This window comes from Xanthomonas sp. BRIP62418, assembly GCF_003993495.1.
Classification (GTDB): domain Bacteria; phylum Pseudomonadota; class Gammaproteobacteria; order Xanthomonadales; family Xanthomonadaceae; genus Xanthomonas; species Xanthomonas euroxanthea.
In genome coordinates this window covers 107,616-129,969 of record NZ_QEZG01000045.1, presented here as the reverse complement: position 1 = coordinate 129,969, position 22,354 = coordinate 107,616, and the positions used below count along the sequence as shown (strand labels likewise).

Genomic DNA, 22,354 nt, shown 5'->3' with positions numbered 1-22,354 from the left:
GCGGCGTAAATCGTCCAATGCGTGCGGCGATGAACCGTATAATGCCCGGATGCCTCGTAAGACCTCACACGAACACGATCACGGCCTCACGGTCGAAGCCAGCAAGCCTGAAGTGGCGCCACCGCCGCGCTATCAGGTGCTTCTGCTGAACGACGACTACACCCCGATGGACTTCGTGGTGACGGTGTTGCAGCAGTTTTTCAACCTCGATCTGGAGCGGGCCACGCAGGTCATGCTGCATGTCCATACCCGTGGACGTGGCGTTTGCGGGGTCTACAGCCGCGAAGTCGCCGAGTCCAAGGTCGCCCAGGTCAACGAATTCTCGCGCATGAACCAGCATCCGCTGCTGTGCACGATGGAACAGGCCTGACGGGTCGATTGGATCATTCCAGCAGCGCAACACTGTGGCTGCAATCACATGCTAACGCCGTCTGAACATGCCTATCCGATAGGGTTGTGGTAAATCCCAACAAAAGCCGCATATTGTTGGCAACAGCCGTTCGGAGTTACCAATGTTCAGCAAAGACCTAGAGCAAACCATCGGCCAGTGCTACAAGCGAGCACGCGAGGCGCGTCACGAGTTCATGACCGTCGAGCACCTGCTGCTCTCGCTGCTGGACAACCCGTCCGCCCAGGCCGTCCTCAAGGCCTGCGGCGCTGACCAGGTGCGTCTGCACAATGATCTGGAGCAGGCGATCGAGGCCTCGGTCTCGCGCCTGGCCGAAGACGATGGCCGCGACACCCAGCCCACGCTGGGCTTTCAGCGCGTGCTGCAGCGTGCGGTCTATCACGTGCAATCCTCGGGCAAGAAGGAAGTCACCGGCGCCAATGTGCTGGTGGCAATCTTCGGCGAGAAGGATTCGCACGCGGTGTATTTCCTGAATCAGCAGGACATCACCCGTCTGGATATCGTCAACTACCTCTCGCATGGCATCGCCAAGCTGGGTGAGGACGGCGAGCAGCCGTCCACCTCCGATGGCGAGCCCAAGAGCGAGGGTGGGGAGGGCGAGGCCAAGGGCGATGCGCTGGCCGAGTTCGCCACCAATCTTAACGAGCAGGCCCGCAACGGCAAGATCGACCCGCTGGTCGGCCGTGGCGACGAAATCGAGCGCACCATCCAGGTGCTATGCCGCCGCCGCAAGAACAATCCGCTGTACGTGGGCGAGGCCGGTGTCGGCAAGACCGCCATTGCCGAGGGGCTGGCCAAGCGCATCGTCGACAACGACGTGCCGGAAGTGCTGGCCGACGCAGTGATCTTCTCGCTGGACCTGGGCGCGCTGGTGGCCGGTACCAAGTACCGCGGCGACTTCGAGAAGCGCCTCAAGGGCGTGCTGGCGGCGCTGAAGAAGGTGCCTAATGCGGTGCTGTTCATCGACGAGATCCACACCATCATCGGTGCCGGTTCGGCGTCGGGCGGCACGATGGATGCCTCCAATCTGATCAAGCCTGCGCTGTCGTCGGGCGAGCTGCGCTGCATCGGCTCGACCACGTTCCAGGAATACCGCGGCATCTTCGAAAAGGACCGTGCGCTGGCGCGTCGCTTCCAGAAGATCGACATCGTTGAGCCGACCGTGGGCGAGACCTTCGAAATCCTGCAGGGCCTCAAGCCCAAGTACGAAGCGCACCACGGCGTGACCTATGCCGACGATGCGCTGCAGGCCGCCGTGGACCTGTCGGTCAAGCATATCGGCGACCGCCTGCTGCCGGACAAGGCGATCGATGTGATCGACGAAGCCGGTGCGCGTCAGCGCCTGCTGCCCGAGGGTAAGCGCAAGGAGCTGATCGATATCGAGGAGATCGAGACCATCGTCGCCAAAATGGCGCGGATTCCGGCCAAGCAGGTCAGCGCGACCGACAAGGACGTGCTGCAGCATCTGGAGCGCAATCTGAAGATGGTGATCTTCGGCCAGAACCCGGCGATCGAGACGCTGGCTGGCTCGATCAAGCTCGCGCGCTCGGGCCTGGCCAATCCGGAGAAGCCGATCGGCAATTTTCTGTTTGCCGGTCCCACCGGTGTCGGCAAGACCGAGGTCACCAAGCAGCTCGCGCTGCAATTGGGGATTGAGCTGGTGCGCTTCGACATGTCCGAATACATGGAAGCGCATTCGATCAGCCGCCTGATCGGTGCACCTCCAGGCTATGTCGGTTTCGACCAGGGTGGCCTGCTGACCGAGAAGATCGTCAAGACGCCGCACTGCGTGCTGCTGCTGGACGAGGTGGAGAAGGCGCATCCGGACATCTTCAACATCCTGTTGCAGGTCATGGATCGCGGCATCCTCACCGACACCAATGGTCGCGAGGCAAACTTCAAGAACGTGATCCTGGTGATGACGACCAATGCCGGCGCCACCCAGGCGTCGCGGCGGTCGATCGGCTTCACCAAGCAGGATCACTCCACCGATGCGATGGAATCGATCCGTCGCGGGTTCACGCCCGAGTTCCGCAACCGCCTGGATGCGATCGTGCAGTTCCAGCCGCTGGGCTTTGACCACATCCTGCGCGTGGTGGACAAGTTCATCATCGAGCTGGAAATGCTGTTGCAGGAAAAGCACGTGTCGTTGTCGGCCACGCCGACTGCGCGCGACTGGCTGGCCCAGCACGGCTTCGATCCACTGATGGGTGCGCGCCCGATGTCGCGGGTGATCCAGGAGAAGATCAAGCGCCCGCTGGCCGACGAACTGTTGTTCGGCAAGCTGGTGGAAGGCGGCCGGGTCAATATTGACGTCAAGGATGGCGAACTGGTGGTGGAGGCGCACCCGGAACCGGAGCGTCTGCTGCCGGCGACCGTCGACTGATCGCTCTGCAGTCCTGAAGTGAAAAAACCGCTCGAAGGAGCGGTTTTTTTATGTCCCTGGAGATGCACAGCGGGAAGGGCGCACAGCCGCGGCGATCGCGGAGGAGCGGCAAATCACCAGCGACACCGCACGCTTCGGAACCGAGGCTATGGATCGGCTGGCCACAAACGCCAATGACACCAGCGACGGCAGGGCAAGCCGACGACATCGGCCAGCCATGCCTGCCAACTGCCCAGATTCCGGCCACGACAAAAAGCGGCCATTGGCCGCCTCGCGTCTCACACCAGAACCGCTTACTTCATGCGGTAGGTAATACGACCCTTGGTCAGGTCGTACGGAGTCATCTCAACTTTGACCCGGTCGCCGGTCAGGATGCGGATGTAGTTCTTGCGCATGCGGCCGGAGATGTGGGCGATGATTTCATGCCCGTTTTCCAGCTTGACCCGGAACGTGGTGTTGGGAAGCGTCTCGCTGACGCTGCCTTCGAATTCAATGGAGTCGTCTTTCGACATGTAATCCTGTGCAATCACGGCTGGCCCGGGAGGGCCGTAAGGGACAGCATTTTACGCTCCATCTCCCCTCGGTGCAAATTTTATGTTAAGCGGACTTCAGCAAGCGCGCTGGCAGGCCGCTCGCCGTAGCGCTCGGACCAGCTGCCCGGCAGCGCAGTCTGGCCAACCTGCAGCCGGACCTGCTGCAGGAAATCTGCACGTGGCAGGCGCTGCGCGCCCAGGCGCATCAGGTGCGGATTTTCCACCTGCGCATCGAGCAATGGCCAACCGCAGGCGTGCAGATGCGCGGCCAGCGCCGCCAGCGCCACCTTGGAGCCACCGCTGACGGCACTGAACATGCTCTCGCCGAAGAACATCTGGCCGATCGCCACTCCGTAGATGCCGCCGACCAGGCGTGGGCCATCGAACACTTCCAGCGAATGCGCATGGCCCAGCCGATGCAGTTCGAGGTAGGCCTGCTGCATCGTGGGGGTGATCCAGGTGCCGTCCTGGCCGGCGCGCGGAATCGACGCGCAGGCCGCGATCACCTGTGCGAAGGCGGTATCGGCGCGCAGCATCCAGCGGCTGCCGCGCAACTGGCGCCGGAAGCGCGAGGACAGGCGTACGCCATCGGTACGAAACACCGTGCGCGGGTCCGGGCTCCACCACAGGATCGGCTGGCCGTCCGAGAACCAGGGGAACACGCCACCGGCATAGGCCTTGAGCAGGCGTTGCGGCGACAGGTCGCCGCCGATGGCAAGCAGGCCGTCCGGCTCGCGCAGCGCCTGTTCGGCCGGCGGGAAGGGCGCGGCCGGGTCGGTCGCAAGCAGGTAGGGAAGGGTGCGGGACATGCGCGCAGTGTAGAGCCTGTCGTCCATGGCGCACCCGGGCACGCAGTCCCCGGCACGCTGCACTGCGTCCTCGATACGCGCCGCGGCATGCGTGCACGAGCACGCGCTGCCGGGCGTGCAGTTCTTACCGGGCTGACGACTGTCCCTGGACGGGGCGCGTCGCGTGTCGCCTGCAGGAGGCCAGCCTGCGATCAGGGCGGGTGCAGCCGGCCTGGCTGCCGCGCGGGTTCAATCGCGGAACGGGCTGTGCTCGGACAGCTCGCGTGCGTGCCGGGCGACTGCCTGGCGTTCGTCGGCGCACCAGTGCGCCAGCGGCTCGCGGAAGCCGGGGTCGGCGATCCAGTGACGGCTGCGGACCAGGGTGGGCAGAAAGCCGCGCGCGATCTTGTGCTCGCCCTGCGCGCCGGGCTCGAAGCGGGTCAGGCCTTCGCGCAGGCAGTAGTCGATGCCCTGGTAGTAGCAGGTTTCAAAATGCAACCCAGGCAGGGCTTCGCCGCCCCAGTAGCGCCCGTACAGCGTGTCGCGCCCGCGCAGGCACAGCGCGCCGGCGATCGGGCGCCCGTCCAGCTCGGCCAGAAACATCACCAGCTGGCGCGGCAGGTGCCGGGCCAGATGACGCAGGAATTCCGGCGTCAGCGCAGGCGAGTTGCCGTATTCGTTGAAGGTCTTGAGATAGAAGCCATACATCGCTTCCAGGTCGGCAGCGCTGGCTTCATCGCCATGGACCACGCGCAGCTGCACACCGGCCCGCTGCACCTTGGCGCGCTCCTGGCGGATGTTCTTGCGCCGTTTGTGGTCCATCGCGGCCAGGAAGGTTTCGAAGTCGCTCCAGCCGCTGGCGTTATGCCAGTGGTACTGCAGGTCGTTGCGCTCCAGCCAGTCGACGTCGAAGGCCGCATCTTCGCCGGCCGGGTAGAAGTTCACATGCGCCGACGACAGCCCGCTGCGCTCCACCAGCTCGCGCATCGCTGCGAGCAACTGCGGGTGCCATCGCGGTGCCCCCAGCAGGCGCGGGCCGGTCACCGGCGAGTAGGGCACCCCGCACAGCCACTTGGGGAAGTAATCCTGTCCATAACGCGCATACGCATGGGCCCAGGCGTGGTCGAACACGAACTCGCCATGCGAGTTGTTCTTCAGGTACCCCGGCGCCGCAGCGACCAGCGTGTCGCCGTCCCATAGTGTCAGGTGCAGCGGATTCCAGCCCCAGTCGGGGCGCAGGCAGCCCTCCCGTTCGAGGCCCTCCAGGAAGGCATAGGAAATGAACGGGTGCGCGCCGTCGTGCAGCGCGTCCCAGGCACCGGCCGGGAGCTCGTCCAGCCGGCGGCACCAGCGGGCGGTGACGCTCATGCGCCCGGCCCGCCGGCATCGGCGCTGCCCGCGCGGCGCGGCCGGCGGTCAGCGGCCACCTCAGGCGCTCTTGTCGAGATAGCGCTCGGCATCCAGTGCGGCCATGCAGCCGAAACCGGCCGAGGTGATCGCCTGGCGGTAGTGCTGGTCGGCAACGTCGCCGGCAGCGAACACGCCGGCCACCGAGGTCTCGGTCGCTGCCCCGTTGAGGCCTGAGCGGATCTCCAGGTAGCCGTTGTTCATCGCCAGCTGGCCGTCGAACAGCTGGGTGTTGGGGTGATGGCCGATGGCGACGAAGAAGCCGTGCGCGACGATCTCGCGGGTGCTGCCGTCGAGGGTGGACTTGACCCGTACGCCGGTGACACCGGCATCGTTGCCCAGCACTTCGTCGATGGCGTGGTGCCAGACGGTCTCGATCTTGCCGGCGGCGACCTTGGCGAACAGCTTGTCCTGCATGATCTTTTCCGCGCGCAGGGTGTCGCGGCGGTGGACCAGGTAGACCTTGCGGGCGATGTTGGACAGGTACAGCGCTTCCTCGACTGCCGTGTTGCCGCCGCCGACCACCACCACGTCCTGGTCCTTGTAGAAGAACCCGTCGCAGGTGGCGCAGGCAGACACACCGCGGCCCTTGAAGGCTTCCTCGCTGGGGATGCCCAGGTACTTGGCGGTGGCGCCGGTGGAGATGATCAGTGCGTCGCAGGTGTACTCGGCACCGTCACCGATCAGCCGGAACGGGCGCTGCGACAGGTCGGCGGTGTGGATGTGGTCGAAGATCACCTCGGTCTCGAAGCGCTCGGCATGGGCCTGCATGCGGCTCATCAGGTCCGGGCCCATCAGGCCGTGGGGGTCGCCCGGCCAGTTGTCGACTTCGGTGGTGGTCATCAGCTGGCCGCCTTGCTGCAGGCCGGTGATCACCACCGGCTTGAGGTTGGCGCGGGCGGCGTAGACCGCGGCGGTCCAGCCGGCCGGGCCGGAGCCCAGGATCAGCAGGCGGGAATGCTTGGCGGGACTGGCAGAAGAGGCGCTCATGTATACTCGCGATCTAGGAATTGGCAGGGCAGGCGAGTGAATTCGCGCCCCTGTGGCGGCATAGAGTGGCGGTCCCCACCCGGTGAATCAAGGCGGCGCGATGGAACTGCTTGAACCGCAGATGGCATGGTCCACCCCGTACGCGTAATCGACGCCGCCTCGTGCGGCGTTTTTTGTTGACCGGCGCGTGCCCGGGCAGGCGACGCTCATACAACAGCTGAAACCGCGGCCTCGGTCGTTTATTATCAACCACTAACAGCATTTTTCTAAGGTCTGGCTACAGGTGGCAAAGCAGGTTCCCGAACGCAGCAAGCCCGCTGAGGGCAAGACGTCCTCGCGCAAGACAGCGGTGGCGGACAATCCGCGTCGGCAAAAGCTCTGGCGCGATCTGGCATTGATCGCGGTGGCGCCGCTGCTGCTGTATCTGCTGGCCAGCCTGTTCACCTATTCGAGCGCCGATCCCGGCTGGTCGCAGACCGGCAGCGTGGTCGCGCCGGTGCACAACATGGGCGGCCGCGTCGGCGCCTGGACGGCCGACGTACTGCTGCAGCTGTTCGGTTATGTGGCCTTCCTGCTGCCGGTGGTGCTGGGTGCGGTGGCTTGGATCGCCTTGTTCGGCATGGACAAGGAAGGGCAGGCCGAAGCCGACCTGGGGCCGGCATTGCGGCTGGTCGGCATGGTCGGGTTCTTGATCGCCTCGACCGGCTTCCTGCATCTGCGCCTGTTCAACGGCGATGTGGCCGGGGCCGGCGGGATCCTCGGGCGCTTGGTCAGCAATTCGCTGAGCGCCGGGTTCGGGGCGCTGGGTGCCAACCTGTTCGTGCTGGTGCTGCTGCTGGTGTCGATCACCCTGGCCACCGGCCTGTCGTGGTTTGCGGTGATGGAGCGCATCGGCACCTGGGTGCTGGCGCTGGGGCCGTTGATGCAACGCAAGACCCACCAGGCCAGCGAGTGGCAGCAGACCCGCGTGATGCGCGAAGAGCGCGAGGAAGTGCGCAAGGTCGATGCGGTCAAGCAGGCCAAGCGCGAGCCGGTCAAGATCGAGCCGCCGCCGGCACCGGTGGTGGAAAAGAGCGAGCGCGCCAAGCGCGATACCCAGATCCCGATGTTCCAGGGCGTCAGCACCGACGGTTCCGACCTGCCGCCGCTCGCGCTGCTGGACGACCCCAAGCCGCAGGCCAAGGGCTATTCGGAAGAGACGCTGGAGACGTTGTCGCGGCAGATCGAGTTCAAGCTCAAGGACTTCCGCATCGAGGCGCAGGTGGTCGGGGCCTATCCGGGCCCGGTGATCACCCGTTTCGAGATCGAGCCGGCGCCGGGCATCAAGGTCAGCCAGATCAGCTCGCTGGACAAGGACATCGCGCGCGGGCTGTCGGTCAAGTCGGTGCGCGTGGTGGATGTGATCCCGGGCAAGTCGGTGATCGGCCTGGAGATCCCCAATGTCAGCCGCGAGATGATCTTCCTGTCCGAACTGCTGCGCTCCAAGGAATACGACAAGTCGGCCAGCCCGCTGACGCTTGCCCTGGGCAAGGACATCGCCGGACGCCCGACCGTCGCCGACCTGGCGCGCATGCCGCATTTGCTGGTGGCCGGTACCACCGGCTCGGGCAAGTCGGTGGCGGTCAACGCGATGGTGCTGAGCCTGCTGTTCAAGGCTTCGCACAAGGAACTGCGGATGCTGATGATCGACCCGAAGATGCTGGAACTGAGCGTCTACCAGGGCATCCCGCATCTGCTGGCGCCGGTGGTCACCGACATGAAGGAGGCCGCCAACGGCCTGCGCTGGTGCGTGGCCGAGATGGAGCGCCGCTACAAGCTGATGAGCGCGGTGGGCGTGCGCAACCTGGCCGGCTTCAACAAGAAGATCAAGGACGCCATCGACGCCGGCCAGCCGATGATGGACCCGCTGTTCAAGCCCAACCCCGAACTGGGCGAAGCGCCGCGGCCGTTGGAAACGCTGCCGTTCATCGTGATCTTCATCGACGAATTCGCCGACATGATGATGATCGTCGGCAAGAAGGTCGAGGAGCTGATCGCGCGCCTGGCACAGAAGGCGCGTGCGGCCGGCATCCATCTGATCCTGGCCACGCAGCGGCCGTCGGTGGACGTGATCACCGGCCTGATCAAGGCCAATATCCCGACCCGCGTGGCGTTCCAGGTCAGCTCCAAGATCGACTCGCGCACCATCCTGGATCAGTCCGGCGCCGAAGCGCTGCTGGGCAACGGCGACATGCTGTACCTGCCGCCTGGCACGGCACTGCCGGACCGCGTGCATGGCGCCTTCGTCAGCGACGAGGAAGTGCATCGGGTGGTCGAGCACCTCAAGGCCAGCGGGCCGGTGTCGTATGTCGACGGCGTGCTGGACGAAGTGCAGACCATGGGCGACGGCACCGTAGTCGGTGCGACCGGCTTGCCCGAGAGCAGCGGTGGTGGCGGCGACGAGTCCGACCCCTTGTACGACGAAGCCTTGCGTATCGTCACCGAAACCCGGCGCGCCTCGATCTCCGGCGTGCAGCGGCGCTTGAAGATCGGCTACAACCGCGCCGCACGCCTGATCGAAGCGATGGAAGCGGCCGGCGTGGTCAGCCAACCCGAGCACAATGGCGACCGCACCGTGCTGGCGCCGCCGCCGCCCAAGTAACCGGCGGCCGGCAACGCTTCGCGTGTCCGCCTGCCGGTGGCAGAGCGGGATTCCACGCTGATCCGGGCTGCCTGTGCATGCCCGCGCGCAGGGATGCGGTGATGTTGGAGACCGGTGCCTGACGCTGCGGCGTGCACCGGCTACCCTGTTGCACGAGGGCCGCTCCGGTCCGCCGCGATTCAAGGCCCATGCTGCGTCGTTCCGTCTTGCTGCTCCTGCTGCTGATCCCATTGCCGTTGCTGGCCCAGGCCCAGCAACAGCCTGCCCCTGCTGCGGCTGGCGCGCGCGCGCAGGCCGACACCAACTACAGCTTCGTGCGCTACCGCGCCGACTACGAAGTGCGTGCCGACGCCAGCAGCGTGGAAACCGACGAGTACGAGATCCTGCTGAAGACCAAATCGGCGGTGGAGCAGTTCAGCCAGGTGCGGCTGAGCTACAGCGAGAAGATGGAGACCCTGGAGGTGCTGCATGCCTATACCGTCACCGCCGAAGGACTGCGCCAGGACGTGGCGCCCGACAAGATCTACACCCAGGAAAGCTATTCCAGTGCCGCGGCGGCGATGTATGCCGACCGCAAGGTCAAGGTGGTGGTGTTCCCGAATCTGGCGCCGGGTGCGCGCATCGTCTATCGCGTGCGGCGGGCGCAGAACACGCCGTACTTCCCCGGGTACTTCAGCCTGTGGGAAACCTTCAGCGTGTTCGCGCAATACGACGATGCGGTGGTCACCCTGGTGGCGCCGAAGGCATTGCCGATGCATTTGTCGGTGCGCGGGCTGCAGGGCGGGACCAGGCCGGTGGTGCGCGGCGACCAGGCGCGCTGGGAGTGGCGCTATCAGCGCACCGCGCCGATGAAGAACCAGAACTGGAGTGCGGCGACCTGGGAATTCAGCCCCACCCTGATGGCCAGCACCTTCGACAGCTGGTCGCAGATGGGCCTGGCCTATCACGTCAAGGGCGGCCGCGCTGCCGCGGTGACGCCGGCGATCCAGGCGCTGGCCGACGAAGTGACCCGCGGTATCGACGCGCCGCGCGCGCAGGCCACCGCGTTGTACGCGTGGGTGGCGCGCAATATCCGCTACGTGGCGGTGTACCTGGGCAACGGCGGGCTGGAGCCCAATGGCGCCGACAGCATCCTGGCCAACCACTATGGCGACTGCAAGGACCACACCGTGATCCTGGAAGCCTTGCTGGCGGCCAAGGGCATCGCCAGCACGCCGGTGCTGATCGGTGCCGAAGGCGGGCCGACACTGCCGCCGATTCCGGTGCTTGGCCGCTTCAACCACGCCATCACCTACATCCCGGCGTTCGACCTGTATGTGGATTCGACCAACCCCTATGCGCGCTTCGGCCAGTTGCCGGCCGGCGATCTCGGCGCGCCGGTGGTGCATACGCTGGACGGCAAGGTCACGCATACCCCGCCCAACGACCGCAAAGTCAATCGCTATGTCGCGCGTACCGAGTACCGCTTTACCCCCGAGGGTGGGTTGCACGGCCTGACCACACTCGACAGCGGGCAGACCGGCGAGGTAGGGCTGCGGGCGATGTTCGTGCAGCTCAATGCGCAAAACCGCAATCGCATCGAGGAGTCGATCATTGCGCAGTCCGGCTTCGATGGCACCGGCGATCTGCTGATCCAGGGCGACCCGCTGGATCTGGATGCGTCGTTCAACTATCGCTACGCGTTCCAGGCCGACGACGCAGTGGATTTTTCGGTGGTCGGCGGCATGACCTTGCCGGATATGCCCGGCGCCGAATCCACCCGCGGCATCTACACGACCACCTCGGCCGAAGACAACCTGACCCCGTTCTACTGCAACGACAGCGTGCGCGAAGAGACCTATGTGGTGAGCTTTCCGGCAACGGTGCCGATCATCGCGATCCCGCGCAGCAGCCGCTTTCGCAATGCCGCTGGCGAGTATGCGGTCGAGTGGACGCGCCAGGGCCAGACGGTGACGGCGGTGCACCGGTTGCAGCGCGCTGCAGTGCGTGGGCCGCAGGCGCTGTGTCAGCCGCAGGATTACCGCGCGTTTCGCGAGCTCTACCAGCAGGTACGGCGCGGTTTTCGCGGGCAGATCGTGTATGGCGATCTGTCCAGGGTGCAGACCGCACAGGGAATTGACTGACCGGCCGTCGCCGCGATCTGAACGCATCACGCGATAGCGCTCGCCCATTCATCTACGAAGTATCAGAATTCCCGCATTCCCTTTTTTGGAAACTGCGATGCATCGCCAGCTCCGTTATGCCGTCCTCGCCACCGCTCTGTTTGCCGGCACCGCGTTCGCCGGCGCGCGCCAGGAGCTGGATACGTTCACGCGCGGCCTCAAAGGCCTGGACGGGCAGTTCAGCCAGCAGGTTTCCGATGCCAATGGTCGGGTCAAGGAGCGCGCGAGCGGGCGGGTGGCATTGTCGGCGCCGCGCCAGTTCCGTTGGGAGTACGCCAAGCCCTACCGGCAATTGATCGTGGCCGACGGCAAGAAGGTCTGGGTGTTCGACCCGGATCTGGAGCAGGTGACCGTGCGCGCGCAGGGCAGCGAGGAACAGAACAGTCCCCTGGTCGCGTTGATCGACCCGGCGCGCCTGGACAAGCAGTACGACGTCAGCGAAGAGGCGGCGCCACGTGACGGACTGCAGTGGCTGTCGCTGACGCCCAAGGTCGACACCGAGGCCAGCTTCCAGATGGCCTCGCTGGGGTTCGGCAAGGATGGCCTGGCCAGGATGGAAGTGGTGGACGCGGTCGGCCAGCGCACTGCGATCAGCTTCAGCGGCTGGAAGCGCAATCCGGCATTCGCTGCCGACACCTTCCGCTACACGCCGGGCAAGGGCGTGGACGTGGTCGGCGACGCGCACTAAGCCGTCGCCTGCAGCATCCGCTCAGCCAATGGCGTTCTTCGCAGAAGGTCGCTGGCTGACGCGATACAATGCCGCGTGGCACGAACCAAGCTCCCCATCGCTCCCGAAGCCGATCTGCTCAGCGTAGACGGCGAGCATCTGCGCCCGCTGGCCGAGCGCATGCGTCCGCGCACCCTCGACGAGATGGTCGGGCAGAAGCGTCTGCTCGCCCCCGATAGCGCATTGCGACGCGCGGTGGAATCCGGCCGCGTGCATTCGATGATCCTGTGGGGCCCGCCCGGCTGCGGCAAGACCACCCTGGCGCTGCTGCTGGCGCATTACGCCGATGCCGAATTCAAGGCGATCTCGGCGGTGTTGTCGGGTTTGCCGGAGGTGCGGCAGGTCCTGGCCGAGGCAGCGCAGCGTTTCGCCAGCGGACGCCGCACGGTGTTGTTCGTCGATGAGGTGCACCGCTTCAACAAGGCGCAGCAGGATGCATTCCTGCCGCATATCGAGCGCGGCACGATCCTGTTCGTCGGTGCGACGACCGAAAATCCCTCGTTCGAATTGAATTCGGCATTGTTGTCGCGCTGTCGCGTGCACGTGCTGGAAGGCGTTTCGCCGCAGGACATCGTCGAGGCCTTGCAACGTGCCCTGCATGATCCAGAGCGCGGGCTGGGGCAGGAAACGCTCCAGGTCAGCGATGCCTCGCTGCTGGAAATTGCCAGCGCCGCCGACGGCGACGTGCGCCGCGCGTTGACCCTGCTGGAGATTGCCGCGGAACTGGCAGGCGGCGAGGGTGGCCAGATCACCCCGCAGACGCTGCTGCAGGTGCTGGCCGACCGCACGCGTCGGTTCGACAAGAACGGCGAGCAGTTCTACGACCAGATCTCGGCGCTGCACAAATCGGTGCGCAGTTCCAATCCCGATGCCGCGCTGTACTGGCTCACGCGCATGCTCGATGGCGGCTGCGACCCTGCCTATCTGGCGCGGCGGCTGACCCGCATGGCGATCGAGGACATCGGCCTGGCCGATCCGCGCGCGCAGAGCATGGCGCTGGAAGCCTGGGACATCTACGAGCGTCTGGGCAGCCCCGAAGGCGAGCTGGCGTTCGCACAATTGGTGCTGTACCTGGCCAGTACCGCCAAGTCCAATGCCGGCTATGCCGCCTTCAACCAGGCCAAGGCCGAGGTGCGCGCCACCGGCACGCAGGAGGTGCCGCTGCACCTGCGCAATGCGCCGACCAAGCTGATGAAGACGCTCGGCTACGGGCAGGACTATCAGTACGACCACGATGCCGAAGGCGGGATCGCGCTGGACCAGACCGGCTTTCCGGATGCGATGGGGGAGCGGGTCTACTACGACCCGGTGCCGCGCGGACTGGAGATCAAGCTCAAGGAAAAGCTCGACCGTCTGCGCGCCGCGCGCGAACAGGCGCGGGCTGACAAGGTCGGCAAGCCCACGGCATAATCGGCTGTGCAGGAGATGGCATTCCTCCTTGAACCGCACGCACCCTGCGCGCTGATGATGCCTGCCCACCCCCGCCGGGGCGGCAGGTTTGTGCCCCGGCATTGTTTCTTGCCCAGGAACTGGATGCTGCCGACCATGCACGACACGTCGTTGAAAACCCCTTCGGCCGCCTGCCGAGTGCGCGCATGAACGCACCGGTGTGGTGGCAGCAGCTGCTGCTGGCGATGACCGGCGGCGCATTGGGGTCCGGCCTGCGCTTTGCCATTGGTGCCTCGTTGCTGCAGCGCTTTGGCAACGGATTTCCGTGGGGCACGTTGACGGTGAATCTGCTCGGTTCGTTCGTCGCCGGCGTGCTGCTGGTCTGGCTGGATGCGCGCGGCCCGGCGAGCTGGCCGCTGCGGGCCTTGTTGATCGTTGGCGTGATCGGCGGGCTGACCACGTTCTCGTCGCTGATGATGGAATGCCTGGTGTTTGCACGCACGGATCGGTCCGCGATGATCGGCGTGTATCTGGCCGTCACGCTGGTGGCCGGACTGGCGCTGGTGTTTGCCGGTGCGCGTACCGGTCAGTGGCTGGTGGCGCGCTAGGCTTGCGTCTGCCGTGCGCTCGCGAGAGTGAAGCGAAGACCGGGATGCGGTGGCATTGCGTGCGCGCCACGCTGGCTATCGAACGGCTGGCACGTTCTGGGCGTTCTTGCCGCAGATGCCGCCGGGCGGCAGTCAATGCGCCGATCAGGAGCCCTGCTCAAATGCGATGCTCGGCCGGCGTGCCTGTCGGGCGTGCAACGGATGCATGGTGCCGCTTGCATCCGCTGACGACCGCCCGCACTGGCGCATAAAGAAGGCGTGCTTGCGCACGCCTTGGTTGACTGACAGCCGCGTCAGCGTTGCGAGATCGGCTTGGCAGCCGATCTCGCGATCCGTGACTTACAGCGCTTCGATGATGCCGGCCGCACCCATGCCGGTGCCGATGCACATGGTGACCATGCCGTACTTCTGCTGGCGACGGCGCAGGCCGTGCACCAGGGTGGCGGCACGGATCGCACCGGTGGCGCCCAGCGGGTGGCCCAGGGCGATGGCGCCGCCGAGCGGGTTGACCTTGGACGGGTCCAGTTCGCTGTCGCGGATCACCGCCAGTGCCTGCGCGGCGAAGGCTTCGTTGAGCTCGATCCAGTCGAGCTGGTCCTTGGTCAGGCCGGCCTGTTTGAGCGCCTTGGGGATCGCCGCGATCGGGCCGATACCCATCACTTCCGGACGCACGCCGGCCACCGAGAAGCTGACGAAACGCGCCAGTGGGGTCAGGCCGTAATCCTTGATCGCCTGTTCCGAGGCCAGCAGCACCGCACCGGCGCCATCGCTCATCTGCGAGGAATTGCCGGCGGTGACGCTGCCGCCGAACTGGCCATTGCGGAACACCGGGCGCAGCTTGGCCAGGCCTTCGAGCGAGCTGTCCGGGCGCGGGCCTTCATCGGTGTCGACCAGGCGCTTGCGCAGTGCGATGACATTGCCGGCTAGGTCGGGCTGGTGCGAGAGGATCTCGTACGGAGTGATCTCGTCGCGGAACTCGCCGGCGGCAATGGCGGCAATCGCCTTCTGGTGCGAAGCGAGTGCAAACGCATCCTGATCCTCGCGCGAGACCTTCCATTCCTCGGCGACCTTCTCGGCGGTGATGCCCATGCCGTAGGCGATGGCGACATGGTCGTCGGCGAACACGTTTGGCGACATGGCGACCTTGTTGCCCATCATCGGCACCATCGACATCGACTCGGTACCGCCGGCCAGCATCAGGTCGGCATTGCCCAGGCGGATCTGGTCGGCGGCCATCGCCACCGCCTGGATACCGGACGAGCAGAAGCGATTGATGGTCTGGCCGGCCACGGTGTTGGGCAGGCCGGCGAGCAACACGCCGATGCGCGCCACGTTCATGCCTTGCTCGCCCTCGGGCATTGCGCAGCCGATGATGGCGTCGTCGATGCGCGACAGGTCGATGCCCGGCGCCTGCGCCACCACTGCGCGCAAGACGTGCGCCAGCATGTCGTCGGGACGGGTATTGCGGAACACGCCCTTGGGCGCCTTGCCCACCGGCGTACGCGTGGCGGCGACGATGTAGGCTTCTTGAATCTGCTTGCTCATGGCTATCTCCGATAGCCGGGATTGGGGATTCGGGATTGGGGATTCGCAACTGCGGATCCTGATTCCTGAAGGTTCCTGCCCGGCGGATGAATTTGGTGGAAGCGAGAAGGTTGGAGGGCAGGGGAGCCGCTGTTGCGAATCCCCAATCCCGAATCCCGATTCTCAGTTCCTGAGTGGCTTACCCGTCTTGAGCATGTGCCCAATCCGTGCCTGGGTCTTTTCCTGCTGGGCCAGTTCGACGAAGTGCTTGCGCTCCAGCTTGAGCAGCCATTCTTCGTCGACCAGCGCGCCGCGATCGACCTCGCCGCCGCACATCACCGTGGCGATGCGGGTGGCGATTTCATAGTCGTATTCGCTGATGAAACGGCCTTCCAGCATGTTGACCAGCAGCATCTTGAAGGTGGCGATGCCGACGTCGCCGGCGACCTGGATGCGGCGTGCCGGCAGCGGAGCGCGGTAGCCGCCCTCGGCCAGTGCGCGCGCTTCGGCCTTGGCGATGTGCAAGGCCTCGAAGCCGTTGAACACCACCTTGTCGGTGGCGCGCAGCAGGCCCAGCTCCTTGGCATTGACCGCCGAATTGGAGACCTTGGCCATCGCGATGGTTTCGAAGGTCTTCTTCAGCTCGGCGAACACGTCGCCGCCCGGACCTGCCGCCACCGAGGCGCGCGCGGCGATTTCCTTCAGCCCGCCGCCGGCCGGCAGCAGGCCGACGCCGGCTTCGACCAGGCCGATGTAGCTTTCCAGCGAGGCCACGGTCTTGGCGCTATGCATCTGGAACTCGCAGCCGCCGCCCAGCGCCAGCCCGCGCACCGCCGAAATCACCGGCACCTGCGCATACTTGATGCGCTGGCTGGTGGCCTGGAAGTTGGCGACCAGCGCTTCGAACGCATCGACCTTGCCTGCCTGCAGCAGACCCAGCGCACCGGCCAGATCGGCGCCGGCGGAGAAGGGCTCCTTCTGCTGCCAGATCACCAGCCCGGCGAAGTCCTTCTCGGCGCGGCCGACGACCTCCTGCAGACCATTGAGCACGTGATCGGAGACGGTGTTCATCTTGGTCTTGAAGCTGACCACGGCGATGTCGTCACCGTCGTGCCACATGCGCACGCCGTCGTTTTCGAATACCGTCTCGCCCGGCGAGAACTGCTCGCCCAGCAACGGGTCGGGGAAGCGCTGGCGCTTGTATACCGGCAACGCCGAACGCGGCAGCTTGGCATCGCGTGCCGGGCTGTACGAGCCCTCGGCTGCATGCACGCCGTCGCGGCCGTCGAACACCCAGTTCGGCAGCGGTGCGCTGCTCATGCTCTTGCCGTTGGAGATGTCTTCGGCAATCCACTGCGCCACCTGCTTCCAGCCGGCGGCCTGCCAGGTCTCGAACGGCCCGAGCGACCAGCCGTAGCCCCAGCGGATCGCCAGGTCCACGTCGCGCGCGGTCTCGGCAATATCGGCCAGGTGGTAGGCGCTGTAGTGGAACAGGTCGCGGAACGTGGCCCACAGGAACTGCGCCTGCGGGTGCTGGCTCTCGCGCAATTTGGCGAACTTCTCGGCCGGGTTCTTGATCTTGAGGATCTCGACCACTTCCGGCGCGGCGCTGCGGTCGGCGGTCCTGTAATCCTGCTTCTGCAGGTCCAGCACCACGATGTCCTTGCCGACCTTGCGGAAGATGCCGGCGCCCACCTTCTGACCGAGCGCGCCCTTGCCGATCAGCGCATCCAGCCACTTGGGCGATTTGAAATATTGATGCCACGGATCGTCGGGCAGGGTGTCGCCCATGGTCTTGATCACGTGCGCCATGGTGTCCAGGCCGACCACGTCCGAGGTGCGGTAGGTCGCCGACTTCGGGCGCCCGACCAGCGGGCCGGTCAGCGCATCGACTTCGTCGAAGCCCAGACCGAACTCGGCGGTGTGGTGGATGGTGGACAGGATCGAGAACACGCCGATGCGGTTACCGATGAAGTTCGGGGTGTCCTTCGCATACACCACGCCCTTACCCAGCGTGGTGACCAGGAAACTCTCCAGGCCTTCCAGCACGGCCTTATCGGTGCCCTTTGCGGGAATCAGTTCGGCCAGGTGCATGTAGCGCGGCGGATTGAAGAAGTGCACGCCGCAGAAGCGGTGACGCAACTGCTCGGGCAGCACGTCGGAGAGCTTGTTGATGCCCAGGCCCGAGGTATTGGAGGCCAGCACGGCGTGCTCAGCCACGAACGGGGCGATCTTCTTGTACAGGTCCTGCTTCCAGTCCATGCGCTCGGCGATGGCCTCGATGATCAGGTCGCAATCGCGCAACTGCTCCAGGCCGCTCTCGTAGTTGGCCGGGGTGATCGCCTCGGCCAGCGCCTTGCTGGCGAGCGGGGCAGGGCTGAGCTTGCCGAGGTTGGCGATGGCCTTGAGCACGATGCCGTCGGCAGGACCCTCCTTGGCAGGCAGGTCGAACAGCACGGTGTCGACACCGGCGTTGGTGAGATGCGCGGCGATCTGCGCGCCCATGACGCCGGCACCGAGCACGGCAGCACGACGGACTAGCAACGGATTGGACATAGCGATGAGCCTTTGGTGTGAGCGACTACGGTGTGGAATGGGTACGGAAACCCGGTTCTGCAAAACGAATCAGTTCGCGCGCGGCGCGCGCGCGGTGGTCGGCCTCGCTGACGCCGGCCGGCCGCTTGATGAGGCCGAAATCGGCCATGGCATAGGTGAGCGCACCGGCGAGGAAATCCAGGCGCCAGTAAAGCTCCTCCTTGCTCAGGCCCGGCACGCAGGCAGCGATGGCCTTGCCGAATTCGCGCAGCACATGCCCGTAGTGGTCGGACAGGAACTTGCGCAGGTTGTCGTTCTTTTCGGCGTAGGCGCGCGCAATCACGCGCACGAACGCGCCGCCGCTCTGGCGGTCCTGGGCCATCGCCAGGGCCGGCTCGACGAAGGCCGCGAGCACCGCGGTGAGCTCGCCCGGCTGTGACTTGCTGGCCGCCTCCAGTTGCTGCAGGCGCGCTGCGGTCATCTCGTCCATGCGGCGGCGGAACACCTCGTTGACCAGGTTTTCCTTGGAACCGAAGTGGTAGTTGACCGCGGCGATATTGACGTCGGCCTGGGTGGTCAGCTGGCGCAGCGAGGTCCCGGCGAAGCCATGCTGGGCGAACAGCTCCTCGGCCGCGCCGAGGATGCGGTCCTTGGTGGAGAAGTGGGCGGGCTTGGGCATGCGCGGGAGGAAACTCAATCAAACGATTGTTTGAGTCTACGGGCTGGCCGCCGCGCCGGTCATGCGGCAGCGCAGCACGATTCAGGGGGCGGTGTGCAAACGCAGCGACGAAGAGATAGAATTGACCATCGCAAAGAAGCCTAAGCCCGCGTTTTGACGCGGGTTTTTTTCATGATAATCTCGGGCCTTCAGTGGCCCGCCCAACGGAGATCTTCCCATGGCGCTGGAGCGCACCCTGTCCATCATCAAGCCCGACGCCGTTGCCAAGAACGTCATCGGCGAAATCTACAGCCGTTTCGAAAAGGCCGGCCTGAAGATCGTGGCATCCAAGTACAAGCAGCTGTCGCGTCGCGAAGCCGAAGGCTTCTATGCCGTGCACCGCGAGCGTCCGTTCTTCAACGCGCTGGTCGAGTTCATGATCTCCGGCCCGGTGATGATCCAGGCGCTGGAAGGCGAGAACGCCGTTGCCGCACACCGTGACCTGCTGGGCGCGACCAATCCCAAGGACGCCGCGCCGGGCACAATCCGCGCCGACTTCGCCGACTCGATCGATGCCAACGCCGCCCACGGCTCGGATTCGGTCGAGAACGCTGCCAACGAAGTCGCGTATTTCTTTGCCGCCACCGAAGTGGTCTCGCGCTGAGGCCGAGAGAGTCGAATCGTGAATGAGGTCGTGATCCCCTCCGTGCTGCAGGACGTTCCCGTCCGTGCCCCGGAACTGCGCAAGCAGAACCTGCTCGACCTCGACCGCGAGGGACTGGAGCGCTTCTTCGCCGACACGCTCGGCGAAGCGCGCTACCGTGCCCATCAGGTGATGAAGTGGATCCACCATCGCTACGTCACCGATTTCGACCAGATGACGGACCTCGGCAAGGCGCTGCGTGCGAAGTTGCACCAGCATGCCGAGGTCCTCGTCCCGAATGTCGTGTTCGACAAGCCGTCCACCGACGGGACCCACAAATGGCTGCTGGCCATGGGCACCGACGGCAAGAACGCGATCGAAACCGTCTACATCCCCGACAAGGGGCGCGGCACGCTATGCGTGTCGTCCCAGGTCGGCTGCGGCCTGAACTGCACCTTCTGTTCGACCGCCACCCAGGGCTTCAACCGCAACCTCACCACTGCCGAGATCGTCGGGCAGGTGTGGGTGGCGGCGCGCCATCTGGGCAACGTGCCGCACCAGCAGCGCCGCCTCACCAATGTGGTGATGATGGGCATGGGCGAGCCGCTGATGAATTTCGACAACGTCGTGCGCGCGATGAGCGTGATGCGCGACGACCTGGGCTACGGCCTGGCCAGCAAGCGGGTGACGCTGTCGACCTCGGGCCTGGTGCCGATGATCGACCGGCTCTCGACCGAAAGCGATGTCTCGCTGGCGGTCTCCTTGCATGCCGCCAACGACACGCTGCGCGAAAGCCTGGTGCCGTTGAACAAGAAGTACCCGATCGCCGAGCTGATGGAGTCGTGCGCGCGCTATCTGCGCGGCAACAAGAAGCGCGATTCGGTCACCTTCGAGTACACGTTGATGAAGGGCATCAACGACCAGCCCGAGCATGCGCGCCAGCTGGCCCGGTTGATGCGGCAGTTCGACAATGCGGTGCAGTCCAAGGACGCCGGCAAGGTCAACCTGATCCCGTTTAATCCATTCCCGGGCACGCGTTATGAGCGCTCGGGCGAGACCGAGATCCGCGCCTTCCAGAAGATCCTGCTCGATGCGCAAGTGCTGACGATGGTGCGCCGTACCCGCGGTGACGACATCGACGCCGCCTGTGGGCAGCTCAAGGGGCAGGTCATGGACCGTACCCGTCGGCAGGCGGACTTCCTGCGCACCCTGGAAGGGCAGGCCGGTCGAGATGCGGCAGCGTGATCTTGCCGTCATGGCGGCCGCGGCGATCGCGCTGAGCGTGGTCGGCTGCGGTGGTCGCAATGCCAAGGCGGGCTCGGTCCAGACGGTCGAGGAGGTCGCGCAGGTGCACTCGTTCCGCGACAGCAACGCAACCAAGAATCGTCTGGCGGTGCAGGAAAAGCTCGGTCTGGCCAATAACCGGCTGCAGATAGGCGACTATGCCGCTGCCGAGGAACAGGTCCGTGCAGCCTTGAAGAAAGATCCCCAATCGGTGGATGCCATTGGGTTGCTCGCGCTGATTCAGGGTGCCAAGGGCGATGTTTCCGGCTCCGGTGCCTCTTACCGCCGGGCTGCGGAACTTGCACCCCAGCGTGGCGATGTCTTGAACAATTACGGCGCATGGTTGTGCGCGAACGGCTCGCCGGCCGAAGCCTTGCTCTGGTTCGATCGCGCCCTGACCGACAGAAACTACGCATCGCCCGCCTCTGCATTGGGCAATGCAGGCGGTTGCGCGCTCAAGGCCGGGCAGCCGGAACGTGCAGCCAGTGACTTGCGGAAAGCGCTGGAACTGGATCCAGTCAATCCGTACGCACTCGAGTCGATGGCGCGTTCGGAAGCGACACGTCGCAATTATTTCGAAGCGCGCGCCTTTATCGAACGACGGCTTGCGGCTGCACCGGCAACCGCTTCCGTGTTACAACTCGCCATTCAGATTGAGCAAGGGCTGGGCGACAAGGTAGCTGCCAGCCGTTACCAACAGCGGTTGGTCAGGGAATTTCCTGACGCAGCGACCGCCAACTCCGGGGCCAATGCATTGTGATCAGTGATTCCAATCCGAACCCTTTCGAGCAGGAAAAGGGCTGCGGACAGCATTTGCGCGACGCGCGCGAAGCGGCAGGTCTGAGCGTGGATGAAGTCGCCGGCAAGCTGCGCATGCCGGCGCATGTGGTGCGCTCGCTGGAGCAGGAAGAATGGCAGCGCCTGGGCGCGCCGGTCTTTGTGCGTGGTCAGTTGCGCAGCTATGCGCGCCTGCTGCATGTGGACCTGGAGCCATTGCTGAAGCAGGCCACCATTGCGCCGATCGAGCCGGTCAAGCTGGTCAGTCATACGCATACGCCGCGGGCGCGGCGCATCCTGGAAAGTACGGCGCGCAAGGCGATGTATGTGGTGATCACCGGCGTGTTCGCGGTGCCGGTGTGGTATGCGACCCGCTCGCACCTGGATGGCACGGTGCCCAGCACGGTGTCGCTGGACAGCATGCCCGAAACGCCCAGGGCCGGTACCCCGGCCAACGCTGCAACACAGCCGGCCGGCGCGCCGCGCGAGCAGCCGGCCCCGTACATCGCCTCGATGACGCCAGTGCCGCGCGCCACGCCCGAGGTCGAGACGCCTGCAGCGGCGTCCGCCACTGGCGGCAGTCTGTCGTTGAGCTTCAGTGGCGACAGCTGGGTGCAGATTCTGGCGCCCGATGGCAGCGCGGTCGAAAAAGCACTGGTGCGTGCCGGCGAGCGTCGCAGTTATTCGCCCGGGCAGGTGGGCCGGGTCGTGCTGGGCAACGCGTCGGCGGTAGAGGTTCAGCAAGGCGGCAGTATCGTCGACGTGAGACCGTTCCAGCGCGCTAACGTCGCCCGTTTTGCGGTATCCTCCGACGGCTCCGTGGTACCTGCTTCCGAGTGAAGCGGACTGCGGTTTTTCATTTTTCCCTATTGATGTTCCGCGCCTCCGGGATG

Annotated in this window: 18 protein-coding genes and 1 riboswitch; of the genes, 11 read left to right on the top strand and 7 right to left on the bottom strand. The window is 65.4% G+C overall.

The features are described 5' to 3' along the window. Window positions 1–49 precede the first annotated feature (49 nt). Both clpS and clpA read left to right on the top strand, forming a co-directional pair. Window positions 50–370, top strand: a complete 321-nt coding sequence (clpS, locus tag EO174_RS16510) for an ATP-dependent Clp protease adapter ClpS (protein ID WP_104582664.1) — start codon at window positions 50–52, stop codon at window positions 368–370. A gap of 142 nt (window positions 371–512) precedes the next feature. Next, a complete protein-coding gene (gene clpA / locus EO174_RS16505; protein ID WP_104582663.1) occupies window positions 513–2,795 on the top strand; it encodes an ATP-dependent Clp protease ATP-binding subunit ClpA in 2,283 nt (760 codons plus the stop codon). Window positions 2,796–3,088: 293 nt separating this feature from the next. On the opposite strand, the gene infA is transcribed toward clpA, so the two are convergent. From infA to trxB, 4 genes are all read right to left on the bottom strand, one after another. Then, window positions 3,089–3,307, bottom strand: a complete 219-nt coding sequence (gene infA / locus EO174_RS16500) for a translation initiation factor IF-1 (protein ID WP_002813418.1) — start codon at window positions 3,305–3,307, stop codon at window positions 3,089–3,091. Window positions 3,308–3,387: 80 nt separating this feature from the next. Beyond that, a complete protein-coding gene (gene aat, locus EO174_RS16495; protein WP_126945976.1) occupies window positions 3,388–4,137 on the bottom strand; it encodes a leucyl/phenylalanyl-tRNA--protein transferase in 750 nt (249 codons plus the stop codon). A gap of 228 nt (window positions 4,138–4,365) precedes the next feature. After that, window positions 4,366–5,484, bottom strand: a complete 1,119-nt coding sequence (locus tag EO174_RS16490; RefSeq protein WP_126945973.1) for a GNAT family N-acetyltransferase — start codon at window positions 5,482–5,484, stop codon at window positions 4,366–4,368. Between the two features lie 60 nt (window positions 5,485–5,544). After that, window positions 5,545–6,513: a thioredoxin-disulfide reductase gene (gene trxB, locus EO174_RS16485; protein WP_104582661.1), complete on the bottom strand. Its 969-nt coding sequence runs from the start codon at window positions 6,511–6,513 to the stop codon at window positions 5,545–5,547. Between the two features lie 283 nt (window positions 6,514–6,796). Here trxB and EO174_RS16480 point away from each other — a divergent pair, with 283 nt between their 5' ends. The 5 genes from EO174_RS16480 (at window position 6,797) to crcB (ending at window position 14,040) form a co-directional block, all read left to right on the top strand. Then, window positions 6,797–9,154, top strand: coding sequence for a DNA translocase FtsK (locus EO174_RS16480; RefSeq protein ID WP_104582660.1), 2,358 nt, complete (start codon window positions 6,797–6,799; stop codon window positions 9,152–9,154). A gap of 188 nt (window positions 9,155–9,342) precedes the next feature. After that, window positions 9,343–11,277 carry a DUF3857 and transglutaminase domain-containing protein gene (locus EO174_RS16475; RefSeq protein WP_126945970.1) on the top strand — a complete coding sequence of 645 codons (1,935 nt, stop codon included), beginning with the start codon at window positions 9,343–9,345 and terminating at the stop codon, window positions 11,275–11,277. A gap of 97 nt (window positions 11,278–11,374) precedes the next feature. Continuing rightward, window positions 11,375–12,004, top strand: coding sequence for an outer membrane lipoprotein chaperone LolA (lolA, locus tag EO174_RS16470; protein ID WP_126945967.1), 630 nt, complete (start codon window positions 11,375–11,377; stop codon window positions 12,002–12,004). A 159-nt stretch (window positions 12,005–12,163) separates the two neighbouring features. After that, entirely contained in the window at window positions 12,164–13,453 is a 1,290-nt protein-coding gene (locus EO174_RS16465; RefSeq protein ID WP_221197537.1) for a replication-associated recombination protein A, read from the top strand. 2 nt (window positions 13,454–13,455) lie between these two features. Beyond that, window positions 13,456–13,524, top strand: a riboswitch (Fluoride riboswitch). Between the two features lie 114 nt (window positions 13,525–13,638). Further along, entirely contained in the window at window positions 13,639–14,040 is a 402-nt protein-coding gene (gene crcB / locus EO174_RS16460) for a fluoride efflux transporter CrcB (protein ID WP_126945961.1), read from the top strand. Window positions 14,041–14,379: 339 nt separating this feature from the next. On the opposite strand, the gene EO174_RS16455 is transcribed toward crcB, so the two are convergent. The 3 genes from EO174_RS16455 to EO174_RS16445 all read right to left on the bottom strand — a co-directional run bounded on the left by EO174_RS16455 (window position 14,380) and on the right by EO174_RS16445 (window position 18,778). After that, complete coding sequence (locus tag EO174_RS16455; protein ID WP_016901771.1) at window positions 14,380–15,585, bottom strand: acetyl-CoA C-acyltransferase; 1,206 nt, start codon at window positions 15,583–15,585, stop codon at window positions 14,380–14,382. 162 nt (window positions 15,586–15,747) lie between these two features. Beyond that, the gene (locus EO174_RS16450; RefSeq protein ID WP_126945749.1) at window positions 15,748–18,120 is read right to left on the bottom strand and encodes a 3-hydroxyacyl-CoA dehydrogenase/enoyl-CoA hydratase family protein; all 2,373 of its coding nucleotides are present in this window, start codon (window positions 18,118–18,120) and stop codon (window positions 15,748–15,750) included. Window positions 18,121–18,145: 25 nt separating this feature from the next. Then, window positions 18,146–18,778 (bottom strand): TetR/AcrR family transcriptional regulator, encoded by a 633-nt coding sequence (locus EO174_RS16445; RefSeq protein ID WP_126945957.1) that lies wholly within the window; start codon window positions 18,776–18,778, stop codon window positions 18,146–18,148. 217 nt (window positions 18,779–18,995) lie between these two features. Between EO174_RS16445 and ndk the strand changes: the two genes are divergently transcribed. The 4 genes from ndk to EO174_RS16425 are packed head-to-tail and all read left to right on the top strand — an operon-like array spanning window position 18,996 to window position 22,301. Continuing rightward, entirely contained in the window at window positions 18,996–19,421 is a 426-nt protein-coding gene (gene ndk / locus EO174_RS16440; RefSeq protein ID WP_024940120.1) for a nucleoside-diphosphate kinase, read from the top strand. Window positions 19,422–19,439: 18 nt separating this feature from the next. Then, on the top strand, window positions 19,440–20,645 hold the full coding sequence (gene rlmN / locus EO174_RS16435) for a 23S rRNA (adenine(2503)-C(2))-methyltransferase RlmN (protein ID WP_104582654.1): 1,206 nt from the start codon (window positions 19,440–19,442) through the stop codon (window positions 20,643–20,645). Window positions 20,646–20,655: 10 nt separating this feature from the next. Next, window positions 20,656–21,444, top strand: a complete 789-nt coding sequence (pilW, locus tag EO174_RS16430) for a type IV pilus biogenesis/stability protein PilW (RefSeq protein ID WP_126946081.1) — start codon at window positions 20,656–20,658, stop codon at window positions 21,442–21,444. Beyond that, the gene (locus EO174_RS16425; RefSeq protein ID WP_104582653.1) at window positions 21,441–22,301 is read left to right on the top strand and encodes a helix-turn-helix domain-containing protein; all 861 of its coding nucleotides are present in this window, start codon (window positions 21,441–21,443) and stop codon (window positions 22,299–22,301) included. The genes pilW and EO174_RS16425 overlap by 4 nt, the downstream gene beginning before the upstream one ends. The last annotated feature ends 53 nt before the right edge of the window (window positions 22,302–22,354 follow it).

What these genes read in the sequence shown, in the direction of transcription:
- clpS (WP_104582664.1), top strand. Translation starts at nt 50, where the DNA reads ATGCCTCGTAAGACCTCACACGAACACGATCACGGCCTCACGGTCGAA.
- clpA (WP_104582663.1), top strand. Translation starts at nt 513, where the DNA reads ATGTTCAGCAAAGACCTAGAGCAAACCATCGGCCAGTGCTACAAGCGA.
- infA (WP_002813418.1), bottom strand. Translation starts at nt 3,307, where the DNA reads ATGTCGAAAGACGACTCCATTGAATTCGAAGGCAGCGTCAGCGAGACG.
- aat (WP_126945976.1), bottom strand. Translation starts at nt 4,137, where the DNA reads ATGTCCCGCACCCTTCCCTACCTGCTTGCGACCGACCCGGCCGCGCCC.
- EO174_RS16490 (WP_126945973.1), bottom strand. Translation starts at nt 5,484, where the DNA reads ATGAGCGTCACCGCCCGCTGGTGCCGCCGGCTGGACGAGCTCCCGGCC.
- trxB (WP_104582661.1), bottom strand. Translation starts at nt 6,513, where the DNA reads ATGAGCGCCTCTTCTGCCAGTCCCGCCAAGCATTCCCGCCTGCTGATC.
- EO174_RS16475 (WP_126945970.1), top strand. Translation starts at nt 9,343, where the DNA reads ATGCTGCGTCGTTCCGTCTTGCTGCTCCTGCTGCTGATCCCATTGCCG.
- lolA (WP_126945967.1), top strand. Translation starts at nt 11,375, where the DNA reads ATGCATCGCCAGCTCCGTTATGCCGTCCTCGCCACCGCTCTGTTTGCC.
- EO174_RS16465 (WP_221197537.1), top strand. Translation starts at nt 12,164, where the DNA reads ATGCGTCCGCGCACCCTCGACGAGATGGTCGGGCAGAAGCGTCTGCTC.
- crcB (WP_126945961.1), top strand. Translation starts at nt 13,639, where the DNA reads ATGAACGCACCGGTGTGGTGGCAGCAGCTGCTGCTGGCGATGACCGGC.
- EO174_RS16455 (WP_016901771.1), bottom strand. Translation starts at nt 15,585, where the DNA reads ATGAGCAAGCAGATTCAAGAAGCCTACATCGTCGCCGCCACGCGTACG.
- EO174_RS16450 (WP_126945749.1), bottom strand. Translation starts at nt 18,120, where the DNA reads ATGTCCAATCCGTTGCTAGTCCGTCGTGCTGCCGTGCTCGGTGCCGGC.
- EO174_RS16445 (WP_126945957.1), bottom strand. Translation starts at nt 18,778, where the DNA reads ATGCCCAAGCCCGCCCACTTCTCCACCAAGGACCGCATCCTCGGCGCG.
- ndk (WP_024940120.1), top strand. Translation starts at nt 18,996, where the DNA reads ATGGCGCTGGAGCGCACCCTGTCCATCATCAAGCCCGACGCCGTTGCC.
- pilW (WP_126946081.1), top strand. Translation starts at nt 20,656, where the DNA reads ATGGCGGCCGCGGCGATCGCGCTGAGCGTGGTCGGCTGCGGTGGTCGC.